Below are 19,092 nucleotides of genomic sequence, written 5' to 3' on the forward strand. Positions count from 1 at the left end.
GGCTACTCCCGGACGACGAGGGTTGGGATTTTGGAGCGGGCGTTGTTGATCCGCCCGATGACCGTGACGAGCCGCCCGGCCTCATAGCCGGCAAGGTCATCGAAGACCTGCAGCACGGCGCGCCGGTCGATGCCGGGGGCGCCGTCCTGGGCGATCAGATCGTAGACGCGCCGGACCTGCTTCAGCTCGGCCAGAAATTCCGCCTGCTCGGCCACGGCCTGGGTGCGGTCCCACAGCAGGGTTTCGACCGTGGGCGTCCGAGCGCCCGGATAGGCCGCTGCGGTCGCCTCGTCGGTGTCGGTCACCTCGCGCCACAGCGCCTTGTGCAGCTTGACGTCATCGTCCAGGGCATCTCCAACGACGGTCTGCGTGACCTTTGGAATCCCAGCGTAGCGCAGAGTCACCGTCTTCGCCGGTAGGCCCCGGCTGTCCGTGCTGCGCGGCGTCAGGCCAGGCGTGTTGACCCCGCGCCGGTAGGTCCGGGCGGCCGGCGCCGTGGGGGCGAGCAGTCGGCCGACGGTCAGCATGTCATCGGCGGTCACGATCCAGTAGCCGCGCGCCAGCGAGCCAAGCACCTTGTCCAGCGCCTCGCGCAGGGTCGGGCTGGAGCCGGTCGGGATCGCATAGCCGATCTCGCGCGGCAGGGCGTCCAGCACCGCAACCGACGCGGCGTCCATCCGGGCCAGCGGCACCTTGCCGCCCACGGTCACCGCGAGGTGTTGGGCCAACTCGCCGACGTACCGGCGCCAGACGCCGCCGGTCTTGTCGCCCTTCACCTCGCACAGGATCTCGGGCGGGCGGCTGCCGGTCACGATGATGCCGGTGGCCGGGTCCGCCTTGAACTCGTCGCTTCCGGGGGTGCCGGTTGTGCGCGGGATCAACCGGAATCCACGGTCCCATAGGTTCGGCACGCCTTCGATGGGGTGGCCCCCGTTGACGCTCCAATGGTACAGCCCGCCGATGATGCCGAGATAGGTCGGCTCCATGTAGCAGTGGCCGAAGGCCCGCTCCTTCGTCCGGTCGGCCAGGGACTCGCCGTCCCCGGTGCCATATTTCTCGGTCAGCAGCGGATCGTCAAAGTCGGCTTCCCGGCCCCGGACCGCCAAGTTGATGGTGGAGCGCTTAGAGTCCGGGTCCGGCATCTCCATGGTGACGCTCGCCACGACCTGGGCGGTGCTGTAGGCCGCCCCCTCCTCGATGACCTTTTCCACCAGCGGCCAGCCGGCCAGGGCATAGTCGGTCAACAGCGGGTTGAGCGAGCGGGCCGGGAGCGTGACGGTGATCCATTCATCAGCCGTGACGTCGTAGAGCCGGGCCTGCCGGCTCCCCTGCCAATCGCGGGCGTTGTCCAGTTCGACGGTGCCGAAGGTAACCTTCGTGGCCCCCATCGTCTCCCCCAGGCTGGCAATCGACAGCGACACGTCGGAGGGCTTGCCCACCAGCGGTAGCCAGGGCAGCGAGGCCGGGGTGTCGCTGGAGCCCGACCGGTAGCCCGGCTTGGTGGCGAGGTGCCAGCGGTGAATGTGGCCGGACGCCAGATGAAAGGCGTCCAGCTCGATCAGGTGGATCGTCGTCATCAGCCCTGCCTTCCGCTGACCTTCTGAGCGGTGGTTTCCGCCGCGTCCGCCACGCGGTCGAGCAGCCTCGCCATCTCCTGCGCGATGGCCGCCCGCTGTTCCTGGTCCATGCCTTCGTTCCGCTCCAGCCGGCGCTCCAGCCGCTCGATGGCCTGCCGCAGCAGGCGAAGCTCGGCAACGGCGCGGTCGTCCGACCCCGACCGGCTCGACGCCGGGGCGTAGTCCTGCCGCCGGATCGGGGTGACGTTCGGTGCCCAGATGTCGTTGGCCGGCGGGGCGATGCCCCCGGCCTCGTACCCGACGCGCTCCCAGCCCGGCAGGGCGTGGTACTGGTTGATGTAGTCGATGGTCGACTTGCCCCCGATGGCGGCGGTGGCCGGCGCCGTCAGGATGCCCTCCAATCCGGCCAACCAGATCGGCATGCCGCCCGGCCCGCGGGCGACGACACTGTCCCGACCGGGGATGCCGTTGGCGACGATCCCACCATTCTCGTAGCCTGGCACAACGCCGCCCTGTTCGAAGGCCACCCACTGGCGCGGGTCGCCGGTCGGGCGGGTCCGGACCATGAGGCCGTCACCGTCCACGGCTCGCTCCAGCAGCTTCTGCATTCCGGCAGCGGACGTGTTGATTCCGGCGGAGGATTCTTTGATGGAGGCCAGGATGCCCGACATCTTGTCGTCCATGCTGCGGCTGATCTGTACCGTCTCAGTCGTCTCCACCGACTGCGTGACCGTGCGCGTGATCGTGCCGCCGGGGACCAGAACGGCGCCGGTCGCCGGGTCGATCTGCTGGCCGATGGTCCGCTGCACCGATCCCGGAAGGATGATTGCCGCTTGCTCGGCGGCATTCAGCGGACGGCCAAGCTGTTGTTCGACGCTGCGGATGACCGTGGCCGCCGTCACCAGACCGGCCCGCTCGGCGTCGGTCAGATCCCGGCCAAGCTGCTGGGTGACCATCCGCTCAACGGCACCGCCGACAACGAGGGCCGCAACCTCCGGTGCCGACAAGTCGCGGGCGAGGAACTGGCCGATGGAGCGGGTCACCGACCCGGCCTCAATGATGGCCGCCGCCTCCGCCGCCGTCAGGTTGCGCCCGATGGCCTGCTCGATGCTGCGGGACACCGACCCGGACTGGACTATGGATTCCACCTCCACCGCGGTCAGCGTCCGCCCCATGAGCTGCTCGACGGTCCGCAGCACGTTCCCGCCGCCCACCAGCGCCGTCCGCTCGGCATCGGTCAGGTCGCGGCCCAGCGTCTGCTGCACGTCGCGGGTCACCAGGGCGTTGTCCACAAGCCGCCCCAATTCGGCATCGGTCAGGAAGCGGCCAATCCGCTCCTCGACCGTACGCAGCACCACCGCCGCCTGGGTCAGCTTGGCCTTGTCGGCGTCGGACAGGGCGGATAGCTGTTCTGTGATGACCCGGACCGTGGTCAGTTCCACCTGTACGTTCACCGAACCACCGAGCTTCCGCAGCTCTTCCAGCATCTGCTGGTCGTAGGACTTCACCGCCGGCAGGTTCTCCAGCGAGGACATCACCCACGCCCGCATCATCTGCGTCTCGGTGCCGCTGGCCGTCAGCGCCTCCTGCGACGACAGCAGCCGGTCGGCAGCACCGGTCAGCCGGCCATAGGCGTCCACATCGCCGCCGCGGGCCAGCGCAAGATCGCGGGCAAACTGCGCCTGCGCCGCGTCTCGCGCATCCTGCGGAGAAACGCTGGTGCCGGCGGTTGCCCGCTGCTGGTCGAGCCAGTTTCGGACGGAGCCGCCAGCGCTGATGAGAGCCTGTTGCTTGGCGGTCAGCTCCGCCTGCGCCTTCGCTGCCTGCTGCGCAGTGAGTGCCTGGCGCTCGGTCGCCTGCACCTCCAGCAGCTTCGCGCGGTAGACCGCATCGGTGACGCTGCGCAACTCCCGGTCCTGCTCCAGCAGCAGCGCGCGCATGTCGTAGGCGTCCTGCGCCGCCTGCTGCTGCGCCGGGTCGCCGGCCAGCATCTGCACGCTCGCCTGCTGCTGCCGGAGGTCAAGGTCACCCAGGAGCTTGTCGCGGACCTGGCCAGCACGCGTGTCCGCCCACAACGCGGCCACCGGGTCGGTGGAGCGAACGGCGTTTGCAAGCTGGATGATGGCTTCCAGGCTGGCCGCGGTGTCGCCCATGCTGACCAGCAGGGACTCCATCTGCGCGCCGTAAAGCTCGACGGCCTTCTGTCCGTCCTGCCCAGCGGCCAGAAGCTGCGTGGCGACCTTGGTGAACGTCTCCCGGATCGCCATGGCGGACGAGACGTCGTTTTGCCCACGGGCGGAACGGATCTCGGCGTCAATGAGCCGGTCGGTCGCCCGCTTCTGGCTCTCGGCCAGCCCGTCGATGGCAAGTCCAAGCTCAACAGCGCGGTCGCGCATCGCCAGGAAGGACTGTGTGACCTCGGTCACCGCTCCCGCGACCTGCGCCGGCTGGGCCGCGCCGACCGTGTCGAACGCCTTCGCGAAGTCGGTGCTGGCGAACTGGAGGTCGGCGACGAACTGCTCGACGCCGTTGGTCACGCCGCGATCCAGAACGACCTGGAGATTGTCGGCCACCTGCGCCGGCAGGTCGCCACGCTCGAACCCACTCTTCATGTCGGCGGCAAACTGCTTCGCGAACCAGGCCGCCAGCCCAGCGGTATCCTCCTTTCCGAAGTTCTGGGTCTGCCCGGCGTACTCAGCCCGCAGCCCGTCCCGGTCGCCGACTGCGATCAAGCCGCGGCCCTTGATCTGTTGGCCGGGCAACAGCGCTTCCAAGGTCGCGGCGAGCTGCTGGATCTGCCCGCCAATTCCCTGCGCGGCCTGCCGGTTCTCGGCGCTGTACTTTTTCCCTTCCTGACCGCCGACCGTCGTCGCACCGGTACCGAAGTCGATGGAGACATTGCCCTCGCGGTTGCTGGGCTTCTGCCCACCGAACAGCCCGCCCAACAGGGACGAGCCGATGGCGACCAGCGGGGCGAATGCCTGCGCGCCAGGAATGAACATCATCGCGGCGGCGGCGGTGTTGCCGATGCCACCGACGACGTTGCCCTGCTTGAAATTCATAAAGGCGTTGACGCCATACCCGACGGTGGACAGCGCGTTCCCGACCGTGAACCCCGGAGCGCCGCCAGCCCCCTGCGCCGTCATGGCGCTTTCCGAGCCGCGAATCATACCGTTTGCCGCAGTCGGAGCGCTGCCCAGATTGAACAGTTTCGCGTCCATGATGCTGCCGGCGCCGCTCAGTCCGAGCGATTCCAGCGGCTTCTTGGCCCACTCCCCAAGCGCCGAGCCGAACTGCTGGACCGACGCCATGATGCCTTGCGGTCCGCCCGCGGCAACCACCTGTCCGGGGATGCCACCGCCCTTGATGCCCGACAGCGCGCCCACGATGGACAGGATGCCGCCCACCGCCTGCTGGGTGCCGCCCACCATCATTGCTGCCGACTGCTGGGACGCCTGCGCCATGTCGCGAGCGCTCTGAACGTTCAGCTTGGCGGCCTGCTCCTGCGCCTCGGCGGCGCTGATCGCATTTTCCCGGAGCTTGTCCATGGGCCGGGCCACGACCTCAATGGACGCGGCGGTGTTGTCGTTGGCCGCGGTCAGCCCCAAGGCGGCGTCGATGGTCGCCCGCTGGGCGGCCGTCCATTCGGCCTGGGCGGCGGTGCTGGAGCGCTGGACCGGAACGGCGTCGAGCCGCGCCGCCATCTCGTCTTCCATAGCCCGCGTCACGCCCGTCGCCCGGGTGCCGGCCTCCTGCATGGCCCCCGTGAACTTCTGGATGTAGGCGACGGTTTCCGCCGGCAGTGTCGCATCGCCGCGCTGCCACGCCTGCGCCCTGGCCGGCCCAGCGTTGTAGGCAGCAGCGGCCATGGTCCAGTCGCCGCCGAACTGGCGGCCCAACATCGACAGGAATTTCACCCCGCCGCGGATGTTCTCGCGCGTGTTGGCCGCATCGACGCCAAGCCAGTCAGCAGTGCCGGGCATGAGCTGCATGACGCCTTGAGCGCCGGCAGAGGAGGTCAAGACCCTGCCACTCGCCTCATGCTGGCGGAAGCCGGACTCGATCTTGGCGACGGCCAAGGCGACCTCTTCCGGGACTCCCTGGGCGCGGGCTTCGGCCCGGATCGTGTCCACGATGGCACCGCCGTCGGCAATCGCCACCGGAACCGGCCCCGCCATAGTCTGGACGGCCATGCTGGAAGCGTCCAGCGCCGCCGCGCCCGCAGCCATCTGGACCCACATGGCGGTCGACGGGGACGATCCCAGCCCACCGTTCACCTTCCCGATGATCCGGTCGATCAGCCCGTTGTCGTTGGCCGCCTTCGGCGTGTTGTCGTTCGTCACCGCCACCGGGCCAGCCATGAGCTTGGTCAGTTCGCCGGAAACAAGCGTCTCGAACGGCTTGGTGATGGCCTGCCGGACGACGATGCGCTTCAGGTCTTCCCCAAGCGCCTTGAAGGCGTCGCCCGCCTTCTTTGCACCTACAAGCACATCCTCGAACGCCGTGCTGATGGGTTGGGCGATGTTGGCCGCGTTCTGGGCAGCGTCTTGGAGGATGCTGTTGACCCGCGCCAGCTCGCCGGCCTGCTTGATGTACGCGCGGGTGCCAGCGTCAGCCAGATCGGCACCCTTCGAGCGCAAGTCATTGGCAACCTGGAGCATGGCGATCTGCTGGGCGCGGGCGCTGTTGCTCTGGCCGAGCAAGGCGTATTCGGCATTCGCCAAAGCGACCGCCTGCCGCTGCTCCTCCGCCATCTGCCCGAAGGTCTGGGCGCGCTGGGCAATATCGCGCGCCGCCACGCCCTCGGCGATGCCACGGATCGTAGCGGCGTCCCGCTCGGCGTCCAGCCCGCGCTTGCGGGCCTCCGCCAGCACCTCGTTCGCCAGAGCGGCCTCGCGAACGGCGGCGGCACCGGACTGCCATGCGCCCGCCAGCCGCTGGGCATCCTCAACCTGATCGCGCAGGTTGGCCGCATAGGTGGCGGCGTTCAGCCGGCGCTGGGCCAGTTCCTGTTCCGTGATGGCGCGAGCCACCTGCCGGGCGAGGTCGGGCGCCATGCCCATGGTCGCCTGGATGACCTTCTGGGCCAACTCCGCGTCACGGACAGAGGCAGCATTCCGGCCGTATGCGGTGGTCAGCAGGTCGAGCGATACGGTCGCCGACCGGGCCGCCACCACCTGCCCCGTCACTGCCGCGGTCTGCTGGGCGATCACCTGATTAACCGCCGAGTTGATCTTGGCCTCGCGCTCCTTCGTGGTCAGCTTCTGCCCGGCCGTCTCCAGTTCTGCCTGCTCGCGGGCGCGGTTCCGATCGGCAGTCTGGCCATACTGCGTGGCGTAGCTGAGCGCGATCTGGTCCTGACGGGCCAGACGTTCGGAGACGCTGAGGTGGGTTGCCTTGGCATTTTTCACGCGGTCGAGCGCTTCGGCAACCTGGCTGTAAGCCTCCTTAACCTGCCCGAGCTGAGCAGCAGCCCTGCCCTCGCCCTGGCTGAGAGCGTCGATCTGCTGCGCGTAGGAGTCGGCAGATTTCTCCAAGGCGCGATACTGGTCATTCAGGGCGTTCTGCTGGCCGATCTCGGTATCCATCTGCTTGGACAGGGACAGACCAGCCTTGCGGCGCTCCTCAGCCGCAGCACCAGCCGCCCGCGCAGCGGCGACGGCCTCCTCGGCTGCCTTCCGAGCGCGAAGGGCGTCAACCTCGCCGTAAGCTTCCGGCTCCATCTGGCGAAGCTCGTTGCCGACCGGCGCGCGCCCCATAGTGGACCGGAACTTCGCCTCGATCTTGGCGACGACTGCCTCCGCATCGGCCAACTGCGACGTGAGCGACTTCGGAGCCCCGATCCGCCCCATCCAGTCCCAGGCATCGGAAACGCCGGTGCGCAGGAAATGATAGGCCCGAGCCAGATAGCCCACGCCCTCATCGGCGAAGTCCTGATACTTCGCCTTCAGCGCGTCCAGCTGGACCTGCTGAGCCTTGCCGACGTCGCCCTGCGCGGCCAGCCTCTGCACGTACTCCGCCTGGGCCGCCGTCAGCGCTCGGTAGCCGTCGCGCAGGGTCTCCGCGCCCTTCGCCGGGTCCTTCAGCAGGTCGGCCAGCTTCTGCGCGGCCTCGGGCACCTCTTGACCGGTCACGCGAGCAAAGTCGCGGGCGATCTCCATCGCGCCCTTGAATTGGTCGCCGGCCACGTTGCCGACGCGGATGAAGGCGGTCTCCATCTGCCGGGCCGAGCGGGTCGATACCTTGTCCAGCGACCCGGCCAAATCCTCCAGTTGCCCCCGGCTGTAGCCGGTGGCGTCGCCCATGATGCGGTTGGCGTCGTTCACCGCGTTGATGGAGTTCCGGTAGCTCTCAGATGCGGCCACCAAGGCGACCATCGCCACCGTGAGGCCGGCGACGGCTCCCAAGGCAACACCCATAGAGCCGGAGAACAGCTTGAACTCCGCGCCACCCGCCTGAAGCGCCTGGACGATCTGCCCGCTCTGCTGAACGAAGATCATCATCGGCGGCTGGCCCATCATCAGGCCGCTCACCACGTCGTTGATCTGAGGGGCGAGTGCAGTCATCTGGGCGCGGGTCAGGCCGATCTTGCCGGCGAAACCTTCCGCCGCCTCGGTGCTGCGGACGAGTTGGAGGCGATGCTTTTCGTAGGCGGCGGACAGGGCCTCATACTCGGTGCGCCCACCCTCCAGCTTGCCGGCGGCGAAGGCCTCATCGAGCTTGAGCTTCTTCGCCTCCAGGTCCCGCAGGCGTTCGCCCATGGGGTCGATGGCGCGGCGGAGTTCAGCCAGTTCATCGGCCTGCCGTTTCGCAGCCAGGGCCGCGGGCGACATCTTCGCGGCCAGCTTCTCCTCAGCCGCTGCAAGCTGCTCCAGGGGAATGCCAGCCGCCGCCGCGGTCGACTGCAGTTCACCCAGCGCATTCGCATACTTCAGCGCGTCGGTGGACTCCTTGTCGTAGCCCGCCACCAGCCGGTTGAACTTGGCCGGCGCGTCGAAGCTGGCCAGGTCCAGTTCAGCCTGCATGACCTGGGCCGCGTGGTGCTTGAGCTGGGCGATGCGCTCCTTCTGGGCGAACTCCTCCGCCGCAAGCATGTCCTCCCATTCCTTCGCCAGCTTCGCCTTCGCCTCCGCGGCGGCGAAGCCCTCCATGGCGATCTGCGCCTCCCACCTCTCGGCGACAGCCGCCTTGGTCAGCGCCACACGCTCCGCCGTCTTGATCTCCTCGACGGCAAGCATGCCCTCCCATTCGGCGGCCAACCGGGCTTTCGCCTCCGCGGCGCCCCAGGCGTCCATGGCAAGTTGGGCTTCCCAATTCGAAGCCACCGCAACCTTGGTCTGAGCGATGCGCTCCTTCTGGGCAAAGCCCTCCATGGCGATCAGGGACTCCCACTCGTCGGCCAGGACCTGCCTTTCGAGCATAGGGCCGAAGACGTCCGCGGAAGCCTTGGCCGAGGTGATCGGGGCTGCGGTCACGCCGGCATAGGCGTTCCACGTCGCCTGCCCTTCGGCGCTGGATCGGGCATGCGCCGCCTGCTCGCGGTAGCTGGCCATCAGGGCGGCCTGCGCCTCCTCCTCCCGCTTCAGGGCGGCGGTCCGCTCGTTCGCGGCCTTGGTCGCCGGATCGTAGGCATCAGCGATACCCTTGAGAACGGTGGCGCGCACCTGCTCGGAGGCGTTGGACTTGTCGAGGATGGTGGTCGCACGGGCGACTTCCTGCCCGTGCTCTCGGACAGCGGCGCGGATCGGATCGTACTTCGCCAGCAGGTTTTGATACTCGACCTGGAGCTTGCGGGCCTCGATCACCGCAGGGTCGAAGGAGTTGCTGACGTGCTCCATGGCCTTGGCGAACTGGCGCCCGTTCAGGTCACCTGCAACGAAGAGGTCAATCACCTCCTGCTGCTTGGCGGCAAACCGGTTCTGGGCCGCCGTCGAGCTGTCCATCTGCTCGGCCAGAGCCTGGACGGCCCGAGCATTCCGAAGGAAGGTCTCGGTCGCCTCCTGGGCCTTGCGCGCGGCCTCCTCATCCACCCGGCGCTTTTCCTGCTGCTTCTGGATGGCCTCGGCCAAAGTCCGGTTATGGGCCGCCGTCGCCTCTCGGTATTCCTTGGTGCCCTCGGTGAGTCCCTCAAGGGTGGCTCTGGACGCACGGGCCGTGTTGACGAACTCCACCAAGCCCTGCCCCGTGATGCCCACGGTTTTCGCCAGGGTCGCCATGGCGCGAGCGCCGTCTTCCGCCGACACCGATCCCTTGTCGATGGCTGCCTTGGCCTCACCGAACACGCGGACGATCTTCGCCCCCGCGTCGGTCACCACGCCCGCCTGCCGGGCAACCGCCTGGAACTCGCGCGAGGTGCCCGTCAGCCGCTTCGTGGTGTTCTCGACCGAGCCGCCGACGGCATCGAACAGGCCCTGGATCTTGCGCAGATCCTCGGCCACCGAGCCGTTGTCGACGGTCAGACGAGCAAGGCGCATATCGGTCATGGGCGACACCCAACGAAAAGGGCGCCGCGGCATCGGCGGGCGCCCAGAATCAGGACAGCCCGCCGGTGGCGGGCCTATGTGTTTGGAGCCTTACAGCTCGCGGATCATCATGGCCGGGGCGCCACGCTTTGCGCCCTCGGATCGAACCCACTGAAACTGAACCTGGACGAGGTTCCCGTAACGCCGGCGCACGGTGTCGCAAGAGACCTTGTAGACACCATTGGGCGCTTGGTCGGAGAACCCTCGTTCCAGCTTGCCCGCATAGGGTTCATCATCGGTGAGCAAGTATTCGGTGCCCTTCGGCAGGTCGAGCATCCACGCAAAATCGGACGGCTCCATGCCGTCGCTTACGTCGTCGCGAAACACCCCGTCCACGAACAGCTGCCGGAACTCGCGGAAGACGATGTTGTCCGCCCGCGGGTGCATGTCGATCGGGCTGTTTGCGAACAGAATGTCCAAGGCGAAGCAGATGATTTCCGGCATGTAGCGGAATTCGAAAACCGCGACGCCGAAGGAGGAGACGCTTTCGATCGGCGCCCCCTCCTTCCCGTCGATCCATTGGTCCCACCCGGCGGGCCGGGCTTCCATCTCGGCCCGGTCCAGCTCCTGGTGGATGCGCTGGACGAACAGCCTCTGCACCTCCTGCTCCGCGCCGCGCAGCATGAGGAAGACCTGCCGGTCGAACACAGGATCGCGAGCCATGGTCATTCCTCTCGCTGGCGCGACTTCAGAACAGCCTCCAGCAGCGCGCCGGTAGCCGGCCCGTCCGGGTAGAGTTCGTTCGCCCGCGCCACGCTGGCCCGAACGTCGGCGATCTGCCGCTTGGTCCAGACGCCCGGCTTGCTCTCGCCCTCAGCCCGCATCTCCGCCTCGGCCTCGCTCATCAGCGCGAATGCGTCCATCATGAGGGTGGACTGGCTCATGGCCCGCGGGCCTTCAGGTAGATGCCCTATACCCGTGCCGCCCTGCGACATGCGCCAGAGCCGAACCATCATCCAGGCCCAGCTAGGGATGAAGCGCTGGGGGTTGACGTGCCACGTCACCCCCAGCACCTCCCATGGACCAACTACAGCGTCGGCTGGGTCTCCACCGTCTCCGTCTCGGTAACGGTCGGGCTCGGCTGCGACGGCTGCGGCGAGGCGGAGGACTTCGCCCCGCGGCGAGAGTTTCCCCCGCGGCCACGCAGCGAGTTCAGTTCCTGGACCTTGTCGCCGATCGCCGTGATGTCCTCCGGCGGGATGGCGTTGATGGTGGCGTCGGTCGGGTAGCCGTTCTCGGCGAGATAGGGCACGAGGTCGCCATCCAGGTCGCGGACGCCTTCGAAGCCGATCAGGTAGTGCTTGGTGCGGAGGCGGGCCACGCCCTTGGTGAAGCGGAGGCGGGCCGCTCGGATGTCCTGGACCGCCTCGGCATTGTCGGCGCGCTCGTACAAGTCCTGGAAGATCGCGCTGAGATCCTCGGACACACCGCCGCCGGACTTCTTCAGGGCCTCCTTCACGACAACGAAATCGGGATCGTCGCTCGGAATCAGGCCGCTCGCCTCGATGGCGCGGAACATCTTCCGGTCACCCGGGTAGGTCGGCAGGCGGACCAGCGCCTCCTCGAAGGCGGCGTTGATGTCGAAGCTCGGGACCCGCAGCTTGTAGACGGGCTGGTCGGGGTTGGCCTCCAGTTCGGCCTCCAGCCGGTCCAGTTCCTCGTATGCGTCGGCCAGCAGCTTCTCGCCCTGCTCGACGTCCTTCTTCAGGTCCGCGTCATCCTGCTTCGCTTCCAGCGCGGCGGTGGAGTTGGCGAGCTTGCGGGTGGCCTCGGCCACAGCGTCGCGGGCCTTCTCGATCTGGTCAACCAGCCGGATGAAAAGGTAGGGCTTGGCGGCGGTGATGGGCAGCATGGACATGGGATGTCTCCGGGATAGACATGGGGAATCGCGAAGGGCGACAAAGCGCATCCCGGACGCTCCGCCGCCCACACCTCGCGCGGGTGGTCAGCCGTTGCCGGCCAACGGGTGTTCCTGGTCCGGGGCAGGGAAAGGCGAAGAGCCGGCTTACGGGGCCGGAATGTACTGCGGCGGGCCGGAGGACTGCAGCGACACCGAGAAGGTCTCGGCGCTGCCGTCGTCGCCCTTGCGGATGTAGTTCTCCACCACGAAGGTGCCGACGAAGCTGTCGCCGTGGCCGCTGATGATCTGGCACTCGATGTAGCCGGTGGCGTCCATCGCCATGGCCGCATCCCAGATTTTCCGAGCGCCCTGCGTCAGACTGTCGAAGATGCCGTCGCCGGAAATGGCCAGGCCCTTGGAGGCGCCGCCGGGAAGCCATTCCTTCCATCCGGCGCTTCCGACGTTGGTGATTTCCACTGCGCCGCCGTTGAGCTGGAGGTTCGTGCTTTTCAGGCCGCCGATGGTCAGGAAGGTCGGCGTCGTGCCGCCGTCGCTGACCTTGATGGTGAAGGCTCGTCCCGCCTTCGCCTTGATGGACGTGGAGGTCGCCATGGATCAGTGCTCCTTATCGAGTGGCGATGACCGCCGCCGACACGCTCGTCGTGGACGAGAAGGTCATCGACAGGCGACCGTTGGCGTCGTTGAACGCCTTCAGGGGGAAGGGGCCGGCAATGCGGTCAGCGCCCGCCGGAATGGTGATCGCGACGTCCGGCTTGCTGACGGAGCCGTAGCCGTCGACCACCGGCGTCGTGTTGCGCGACTTCAGAGTGACCGTCACGGACGAGCCGCCGCCGTTCTTGACGTGCAGCAGTTCCTTGCCGGTGTTGGTGAAGCTGTCTCCGCCGCCGGACGCGGAACTGTAGGTGAGAGCGGCGCCCGCCTCGCTCGTCGTCTGGGCGCTGATCTGGGCCATGGGGCTTTCTCCATAGACGCGAAAAAATCCGCCACGGCGGGATGCCGGGCGGCGGTGATGAAGGCGTTGAGGAATGGGTGGGTCAGACGATCCCGTCGGGAATCAGTTCCATCCGGAAATCGACCTGGAGGGGCACGACCACCCAACGCGGACCGGGGCTGCCGTCGTTCGCCGGGCGGTCCTGCCCGTCCACCGCCGTCAGGGTCTGCACGTCGGTGATGCGCACCATGTCGCCGAGCTGCGGCCCGTCGACATGCGGCTCGTACAGAAGGCCCACCGACAGGGCCAGCCCCTCAACTGCATCGACCTGGGTCCCCTCCGGCGCGTAGACCAGCACCTGCCAGATGCCGGACGCCTCGGTCAGCACGGCGCCGGTCTTCGCCTTGCGCTCCCAGATCAGGGACACGCGCAGATGCACCCGGTCGGGAGGCGGCTGGAACGAGAAGTCGCCCAAGCGCCCGATGTCTGCATCCGGAATCGGCCCTTCGGCCAGGACAGCATGTAGGGCGGCGCGGACGGTGGCATCATCGATCATTGTCATGCTCCGACGTGCAGGTCCCACAGCACCGCGGCGCCGGCCTGTCGGGCGGCGACCGCCGTCTTGACCCGCCAGCGTTGCGCGCCGATCAGCACGCTGTGCGCCGCGGACGGCTCCACCGGCACGTCGGCGGCGTCCAGGGCGACCTGTGGCACGATCAGGCGTTGGTCGCCCACGACGATCCCGCCGAGAAGCTGTCCGGCCTCGAAGCTGCGCACCGCGGCCTTCAGGGGCCGATCGCAGGCGAACGAGAAGGCGACCGGCGCGCCAGCGGCCACCAGCTCCGGCAAGGCCCGGTCGAGCGGCACGTTGGCGAAGACGTTCCCGGCCGCCGAGACGGGCGCGGTGATGGCGAAGGCCTCGCCGCCTATTACGGCACGGTCGCCGGTCAGAAGCTGGCCGGTCGTCAGCGTCGCCTTGATGCTGACGGTCGAAGCGCCGGCCGGCGCCGCGGTGGCGACGATCCAGCCGGAGCCGGTTGGTGGGTTTAGGGTGTTCTGGTTGCCGGTGGTGGTCCGGAAAGTTGCCGACGTGCCCCAACCGCACAGCAGCCGGGCGCGCAGGCCTTCGGGGTCGTGGTCCACCGGGAAGAGGATGGGCGGGATGTCCACCGGATAGGTCGCCCCGCCCACGGTGAAGGTGCCGCCCACTTCGGGCGCCACCTCCGACCGCAGAAAGTCAAAGCACGCCCCCTAAATTGGGGGATTAGAAATCAATCACTTACGCCCTCTTGTCGCGCCCTTGTCGCGGCGAGGTCTTCCGCGATCAGCGCCGTCGCCCGGCGGATCGCGTCATCTTCGGGGAACAGGTGCCCGTAGATATCCATGGTCGTCTTCACCGACGCATGGCCTATCACCGTCTTGACGTGGAGCGGTGACAGCCCCTTCTCGATCAGCAACGACGCAGCCGCATGCCTGAGCGCATGGAAGCGATACCGCGGGCGACCCGCAGTGTCGCAAAGCCCGGCCCGCTTGACCAGCGGAACCCAATAGTCTTCACGAAGAAGGCTGAGCCCCATGTGGTGCCCGGTCTTCGTCGTCAGCACGTGCCCAACCGGCTTCCCGCCCTTCAGGTCCCGCAACTCTTCCAGCGCCTTGCGCAGGGGCGGCGACATGGGAATCACGCGATTGCCGGCGCGCGTCTTCGGCTCCTTCAGCCCATCCAACCGCGCAAGATTGTGCCGAACGGTGATGACGCCTCTTTGCCAATCGACGTTCTCCCACTGCAACGCGCAGACTTCCCCGCGTCGCATGCCCCCGAGCACGGCGAGATAGAAGGCCGCTCGCCCTGTCATGAACTTCAAGTCACTCTCTCCAGGGGGGCGGATTTCAGTTGCGCCGATCAGACGGGCGATATCTTCCTTTGAAGGAATGGCCGGCTTCGGACTCCCCCAGGGGGGCATATGAATTTTCTCGTCTCGCACAGGGTGTCGCTTCACCCACCCCCGTTCAATGGCGAAGTCAAAAAGCAAGGTCATCGCCATCATCGTGTTTCTTACAGTCTTTGGTTTGAACTTCAACACGAGGTCGTTGACCATCAATTGGAGCATCTGGCCGTTTACGGATGTCAGCAACTTACTACCAATCTCCGCATCGATCCTTCGAGAACAATATTTATAATGCTCAGATGACGCTTTCGTGAGACGGCTTTTCACAGCAGCCCTACCCTCACAATCTTTCAACCACTCCTCTATAGCATAATGCACACTAACTGTTTCAGTGGCCGGCGTGTGTTGTCCGTTTTCAATCTCGACCTCCACACGCAACCGCTCTTTATCAGCCTCCTTTTTGCTCTTGCACGTGATCAGGCGTCTCTTTCCCTTCTGGTCGGTGTAGGCAACCACCCACGCGGTTTTAGACTCGCCATTGTGCGTCCATTCGCGCTTGCGCACACTTGCCATGATCGTTCTCCGGATAGGATTGGGCGCGGCGCCGGGGATGCCCAGCGCCGTCGCCGCGGTTCAGGTGTGGTTGGGTGGGGCGCAGACCGCGCACCCCGTCAGTGCGGCCGGGCCGGTCAGGCGCCCAGGCGTTCAATCAGCCTCGCCAGGGTCACCGGCGGTTCCGTCGCGTGCCCATAGGCGATTGTCGCCGCGAGTTCGATTGCTTCGGCGTCACCGTTGACCGTGGCGGCGCGCAGCAGCTTGACCATCACGGCCAGCTCGCCCACCACCTTCTCCAGCCCTTCGACGTAGCCGATGATCTCGGCGCGGTTCCCGTCGAGGCTCATGCGGCGCACCTCCCGCATGCAGTCCCGGCCATGGGCGCGCCTTCGCCGAACACCTCGGCGAGCGCGTCGACCGTCACCGGGTGGTTCAAGATGCGCTGCACCTGTTGACCGGCGCCCGGCGCAATGAGGCTGTGCAGGTCGCGCAGGATGTTGGAAGAGAGGCGGGAGCTGGCCGACGGGTCGGTCAACCACTCGTCGCGCATCCCAATGATGGCTTTGGCGAACAGCCCCTCCAGCGTCAGCGCCGCAATAGGGCACAGCCGGTCAAGAAGCTCTCCGCCTCGCCGCCCCTCAGCTTCAGCAAGATCGTCCAGAGCACAGAAATCAGGATGGTTGATTCCGCCCTTCAGCCCGAGCCGATCAGCCAGGGTTCGGGCCTCAAGGTTGAGGCGGTCCGATTCCGCCCAGCTATCCAACCAATCCAGACACAGCCGCAGCAGTTCGGCGTCGGGGTGCGGCTCGCCATCCAGTGGCAGCCCCAGGACCTTGCGCCCATCGGTCTCGGCATAGGCGATGGCTTCGGCAAACGAGCCCGCAGCAGCAGGGCCGGGAACGGCCAGGGCCACCGCCGACGCGCCGGCCAGGATGGAGCGGCGGGATAAGGGTTCAAGCATGGGGCACCCCCTGCCCGGCAAGCCACGCCGCCAACTCGTTCCGCCGGGCGCCCACCCTCTTCGTCCCGACCTTGAACGTCGGAATCCGTCCCTTGTCGTGGAGGTTTCGGGCCTGCCGCTCCGTCAGGTTCAGGGTATGGGCGATGGCCTTGACCCCATACAGCAGGTCGCCCGGCTCGGTCGCCTGGATGCGGACCTTGCCCCCGGTCAGCGCCTTCGGCTTCTCCGCGGCGATCTGAACGGGCTTGACGACACCCACCACCAGCTCCCCCACCACCGCAGCCAGCCGACCAACCTCGGCAGCCAGGGCAGCCAGAGCGGCACCCTCGGGCGAGGCGAGCTTGCCCCGCCTGTAAGCCAAGAACACCTCAATGATCTGCCGGCGCACCAGGGCGGCTTGCGGGGTGCGGGACAGGGCGCAGATGACCAGCGCTTGGCCTTCGTTCAGGTAGTAGGCTTTGCCGGGGCGGCCGCCTTTGTCGGTGGTTTGTGTCGCCGTGACACAAACCTCGCCGTAGGTCTCCAGCTCGGCGCGGTTCCGCTCGATCAGCCGGGCCACTTCCTGCGGTCGCGTGCCCAAGCAATCAGCGATCACCGTGTGGACGATGCGCGGCTCGCCGTCTTGGTCGTTCAGTTGGTCGGGGGTCAGGGGCGGCAGGTCGGCGAGCTTGGCGGGCACCAGGGCGCCAGCCGATTTCCGGCGACTGGCGCCGGGCAAGGGTGTGGTATTCTCGGAATCAGCCATGATCCGTAGCTCCAAGCAGCTCGATTGTGGTCAGGCCGGATCGGGTGCCGCTAACACCCGGTTCGGCCGCTTTACTCTCTCTAACAATGTCAGTATGGTTCTAACAACGTTAGCGGTCAACTGCGATGTTAGAGGATGTTAGAGAATGGCACGTACCGCACCGCTTGGGTTCCGCATCGAGCCCGAACTTAAAGAAGCCCTGGAGCGCGCCGCAAAGGATGATGACCGGTCGGTGTCGTCGCTGGTCGAGCGGGTGTTGAAGGCATGGTTGGTCGAGAGGGGCTATCTGCCGAAGGCGGAGTGAGTCTTGGGAGCGGCATAGAGGTCATTCCGGAGAACGGCAGTGGAGCCAAGGTGCGATTACGCTTAGGCGCATCGGATAAAGAGTTGGCATAGCGGGCGCTGGATCGACTCAAAAGGGAAATTGGCCTATGATCACTCTCCAAACTGACGGAGGAAGGCATGGCCGACATTCAAATTACGTGCATTAATAAGAGCGATAGAAACAGCAAGCACGAGGGCATAACTTATCTTGGCAACTCTTCCGGGAAATGGTCGAAACAGCAAGTAATAGGCTGGATCGAAGATAAATCTCACACCTTCTATACGAAGGTTAATGGAAACCGCGCGAATATTGGCGTCGTCAATGGGGAGAACGGTAAGTATCTCCGCACCCACGCCGATGGGAAGTGGAACGATAATCTCTTGTCACTTTCTGAGTGCCCCTAAGCTGACGCCTTGGCAGGCAACTGGCTTTAGGATGTAAACGAACAAGCCCGCCGCGGGAGACCCGGCGGGCTTTTGCTTTTCGACCAGAGCAGCCCCAGCACCCCCGTTGACCTTCCCCGCGCGGGAACGCAGAATGGGCTTACGAAACCCATGCGGGCATCCCTCCCCATTACGAGAGCTTAAATTGCTGGAGTTAAAATAAAAATGCACGTGACTAAGTTCCTTAGAAGCGAAGACGTCGCCCGGGTACTTGAGCATCAAACTATTCTTATTGGCAGCCTTAATTTCTACAGAAAACAGTGCGAGGCAGATTATATAGGTGACAGCCAAGACGGTGTTTACCGAGCCATTATAAGAGATAATGAATTATCATATGAGGAAAAGGAGCATTTGTTCAAAATAGGATCAGAAAGAAATGCTGTTCTTGACCATTACCCAGAGCCAGGAGAATACGTTCCTCCTCCCATTGCAACTATTTTGAATGGAGCATCTATTGGAATGAAGACAAACGCATTCGTTTTTTGTGCTTCAATTGGCGACCCAACTACGATTTATTCAAGTTGGAAACATCGTATGTCAGAAAGCGGCATGCCGCCTTATGACGCTGCGCTAAAAATAAATAATATCCATGCGCTAGCTAACGATATTTATAAACTTGGAATAATAGCAAAAGGAGGAAAAAGAATGAGCTCAATTTTTTTCGCACCGAAAGTATTTGAAGTTAGGTACGACGACTCGCCAATAATTATCAATAATCCACTAGATGAACTTTTCGATTATTCAGCTAAGCGGAAAATTTATAGCTGGCAGAAGGAGGTTAGGATTTTTTTTGAACTTAATCTTCCTCCCCATGACTATTTATCGTTCCCGGAAGAGAAGATGGTAATAATACTTCCAAATATCAGAAAACACTTTAAATTGCTTTGGAAAAACGACAATAAAGCATAGACAGATAAATTATTATTAATGATCTATTCAAGTCCGCTCAAGGCTTCATGTTTCTCAGGAATTGGTTTTCAATTAGCTTCGCCCCACCTCAACCATTGTAACCTTCAGCGCCCTACCCAACGCGCCCATGGTGGAGGGAGCCACCAATTAGCCCCCTCCCCCGCAGACTGCACCCACAGCCCACCGGATCGCGCTCCATCGGGCGTCCACTGGCCGGTCGCCGGTCGAGCCGACACCCAGCGCCAGAGGGGAGGACAGCGCCTCTCCCCGCCCGGCTGGCGAGCTGCGTCACCATTATCATGATGCAGGTGAGCAGCTCCAGGCCGGCGGGTGGGTGACCCGATGGGATCGGGGTGGGCGCCGGCCTCCCCTTCCCT

Annotated in this window: 16 protein-coding genes; 3 read left to right on the forward strand and 13 right to left on the reverse strand. The window is 65.4% G+C overall.

The genetic code is table 11. From position 1 onward, the window contains the following. Positions 1-2: 2 nt before the first annotated feature. From H1Q64_RS18170 to H1Q64_RS18230, 13 genes are all read right to left on the reverse strand, one after another. Positions 3-1,577: a hypothetical protein gene (locus H1Q64_RS18170; protein WP_237904995.1), complete on the reverse strand. Its 1,575-nt coding sequence runs from the start codon at positions 1,575-1,577 to the stop codon at positions 3-5. Next, positions 1,577-10,060, reverse strand: coding sequence for a phage tail length tape measure family protein (locus tag H1Q64_RS18175; protein WP_237904996.1), 8,484 nt, complete (start codon positions 10,058-10,060; stop codon positions 1,577-1,579). Before H1Q64_RS18175 ends, H1Q64_RS18170 begins: the two co-directional genes overlap by 1 nt. Positions 10,061-10,150: 90 nt before the next feature. Next, the gene (locus tag H1Q64_RS18180) at positions 10,151-10,768 is read right to left on the reverse strand and encodes a hypothetical protein (RefSeq protein ID WP_237904997.1); all 618 of its coding nucleotides are present in this window, start codon (positions 10,766-10,768) and stop codon (positions 10,151-10,153) included. Further along, positions 10,765-10,983: a hypothetical protein gene (locus H1Q64_RS18185; RefSeq protein WP_237904998.1), complete on the reverse strand. Its 219-nt coding sequence runs from the start codon at positions 10,981-10,983 to the stop codon at positions 10,765-10,767. The genes H1Q64_RS18180 and H1Q64_RS18185 overlap by 4 nt, the downstream gene beginning before the upstream one ends. Positions 10,984-11,126: 143 nt before the next feature. Then, on the reverse strand, positions 11,127-11,957 hold the full coding sequence (locus H1Q64_RS18190; RefSeq protein WP_237904999.1) for a hypothetical protein: 831 nt from the start codon (positions 11,955-11,957) through the stop codon (positions 11,127-11,129). A 147-nt stretch (positions 11,958-12,104) separates the two neighbouring features. Further along, entirely contained in the window at positions 12,105-12,551 is a 447-nt protein-coding gene (locus H1Q64_RS18195; RefSeq protein ID WP_237905000.1) for a phage tail tube protein, read from the reverse strand. A gap of 13 nt (positions 12,552-12,564) precedes the next feature. Beyond that, complete coding sequence (locus H1Q64_RS18200) at positions 12,565-12,912, reverse strand: hypothetical protein (protein WP_237905001.1); 348 nt, start codon at positions 12,910-12,912, stop codon at positions 12,565-12,567. An 82-nt stretch (positions 12,913-12,994) separates the two neighbouring features. Then, complete coding sequence (locus H1Q64_RS18205) at positions 12,995-13,447, reverse strand: DUF4128 domain-containing protein (protein WP_237905002.1); 453 nt, start codon at positions 13,445-13,447, stop codon at positions 12,995-12,997. A gap of 2 nt (positions 13,448-13,449) precedes the next feature. Next, positions 13,450-14,112 carry a hypothetical protein gene (locus H1Q64_RS18210; RefSeq protein ID WP_237905003.1) on the reverse strand — a complete coding sequence of 221 codons (663 nt, stop codon included), beginning with the start codon at positions 14,110-14,112 and terminating at the stop codon, positions 13,450-13,452. A 50-nt stretch (positions 14,113-14,162) separates the two neighbouring features. After that, positions 14,163-15,350 (reverse strand): tyrosine-type recombinase/integrase, encoded by a 1,188-nt coding sequence (locus H1Q64_RS18215; RefSeq protein ID WP_237905004.1) that lies wholly within the window; start codon positions 15,348-15,350, stop codon positions 14,163-14,165. A gap of 116 nt (positions 15,351-15,466) precedes the next feature. Next, the gene (locus H1Q64_RS18220; protein WP_237905005.1) at positions 15,467-15,679 is read right to left on the reverse strand and encodes a hypothetical protein; all 213 of its coding nucleotides are present in this window, start codon (positions 15,677-15,679) and stop codon (positions 15,467-15,469) included. Continuing rightward, positions 15,676-16,293 (reverse strand): hypothetical protein, encoded by a 618-nt coding sequence (locus H1Q64_RS18225; protein ID WP_237905006.1) that lies wholly within the window; start codon positions 16,291-16,293, stop codon positions 15,676-15,678. Before H1Q64_RS18225 ends, H1Q64_RS18220 begins: the two co-directional genes overlap by 4 nt. Further along, a complete protein-coding gene (locus H1Q64_RS18230) occupies positions 16,286-17,038 on the reverse strand; it encodes a hypothetical protein (RefSeq protein WP_237905007.1) in 753 nt (250 codons plus the stop codon). Before H1Q64_RS18230 ends, H1Q64_RS18225 begins: the two co-directional genes overlap by 8 nt. 145 nt (positions 17,039-17,183) lie before the next feature. Between H1Q64_RS18230 and H1Q64_RS18235 the strand changes: the two genes are divergently transcribed. The 3 genes from H1Q64_RS18235 (at position 17,184) to H1Q64_RS18245 (ending at position 18,715) form a co-directional block, all read left to right on the forward strand. Then, complete coding sequence (locus H1Q64_RS18235) at positions 17,184-17,342, forward strand: ribbon-helix-helix protein, CopG family (protein ID WP_237905008.1); 159 nt, start codon at positions 17,184-17,186, stop codon at positions 17,340-17,342. 158 nt (positions 17,343-17,500) lie between these two features. Continuing rightward, positions 17,501-17,767: a DUF3892 domain-containing protein gene (locus H1Q64_RS18240; protein ID WP_237905009.1), complete on the forward strand. Its 267-nt coding sequence runs from the start codon at positions 17,501-17,503 to the stop codon at positions 17,765-17,767. A 210-nt stretch (positions 17,768-17,977) separates the two neighbouring features. Next, positions 17,978-18,715 (forward strand): hypothetical protein, encoded by a 738-nt coding sequence (locus H1Q64_RS18245; RefSeq protein WP_237905010.1) that lies wholly within the window; start codon positions 17,978-17,980, stop codon positions 18,713-18,715. The last annotated feature ends 377 nt before the right edge of the window (positions 18,716-19,092 follow it).

Source organism: Azospirillum brasilense (assembly GCF_022023855.1).
Classification (GTDB): Bacteria; Pseudomonadota; Alphaproteobacteria; order Azospirillales; family Azospirillaceae; genus Azospirillum; species Azospirillum brasilense_F.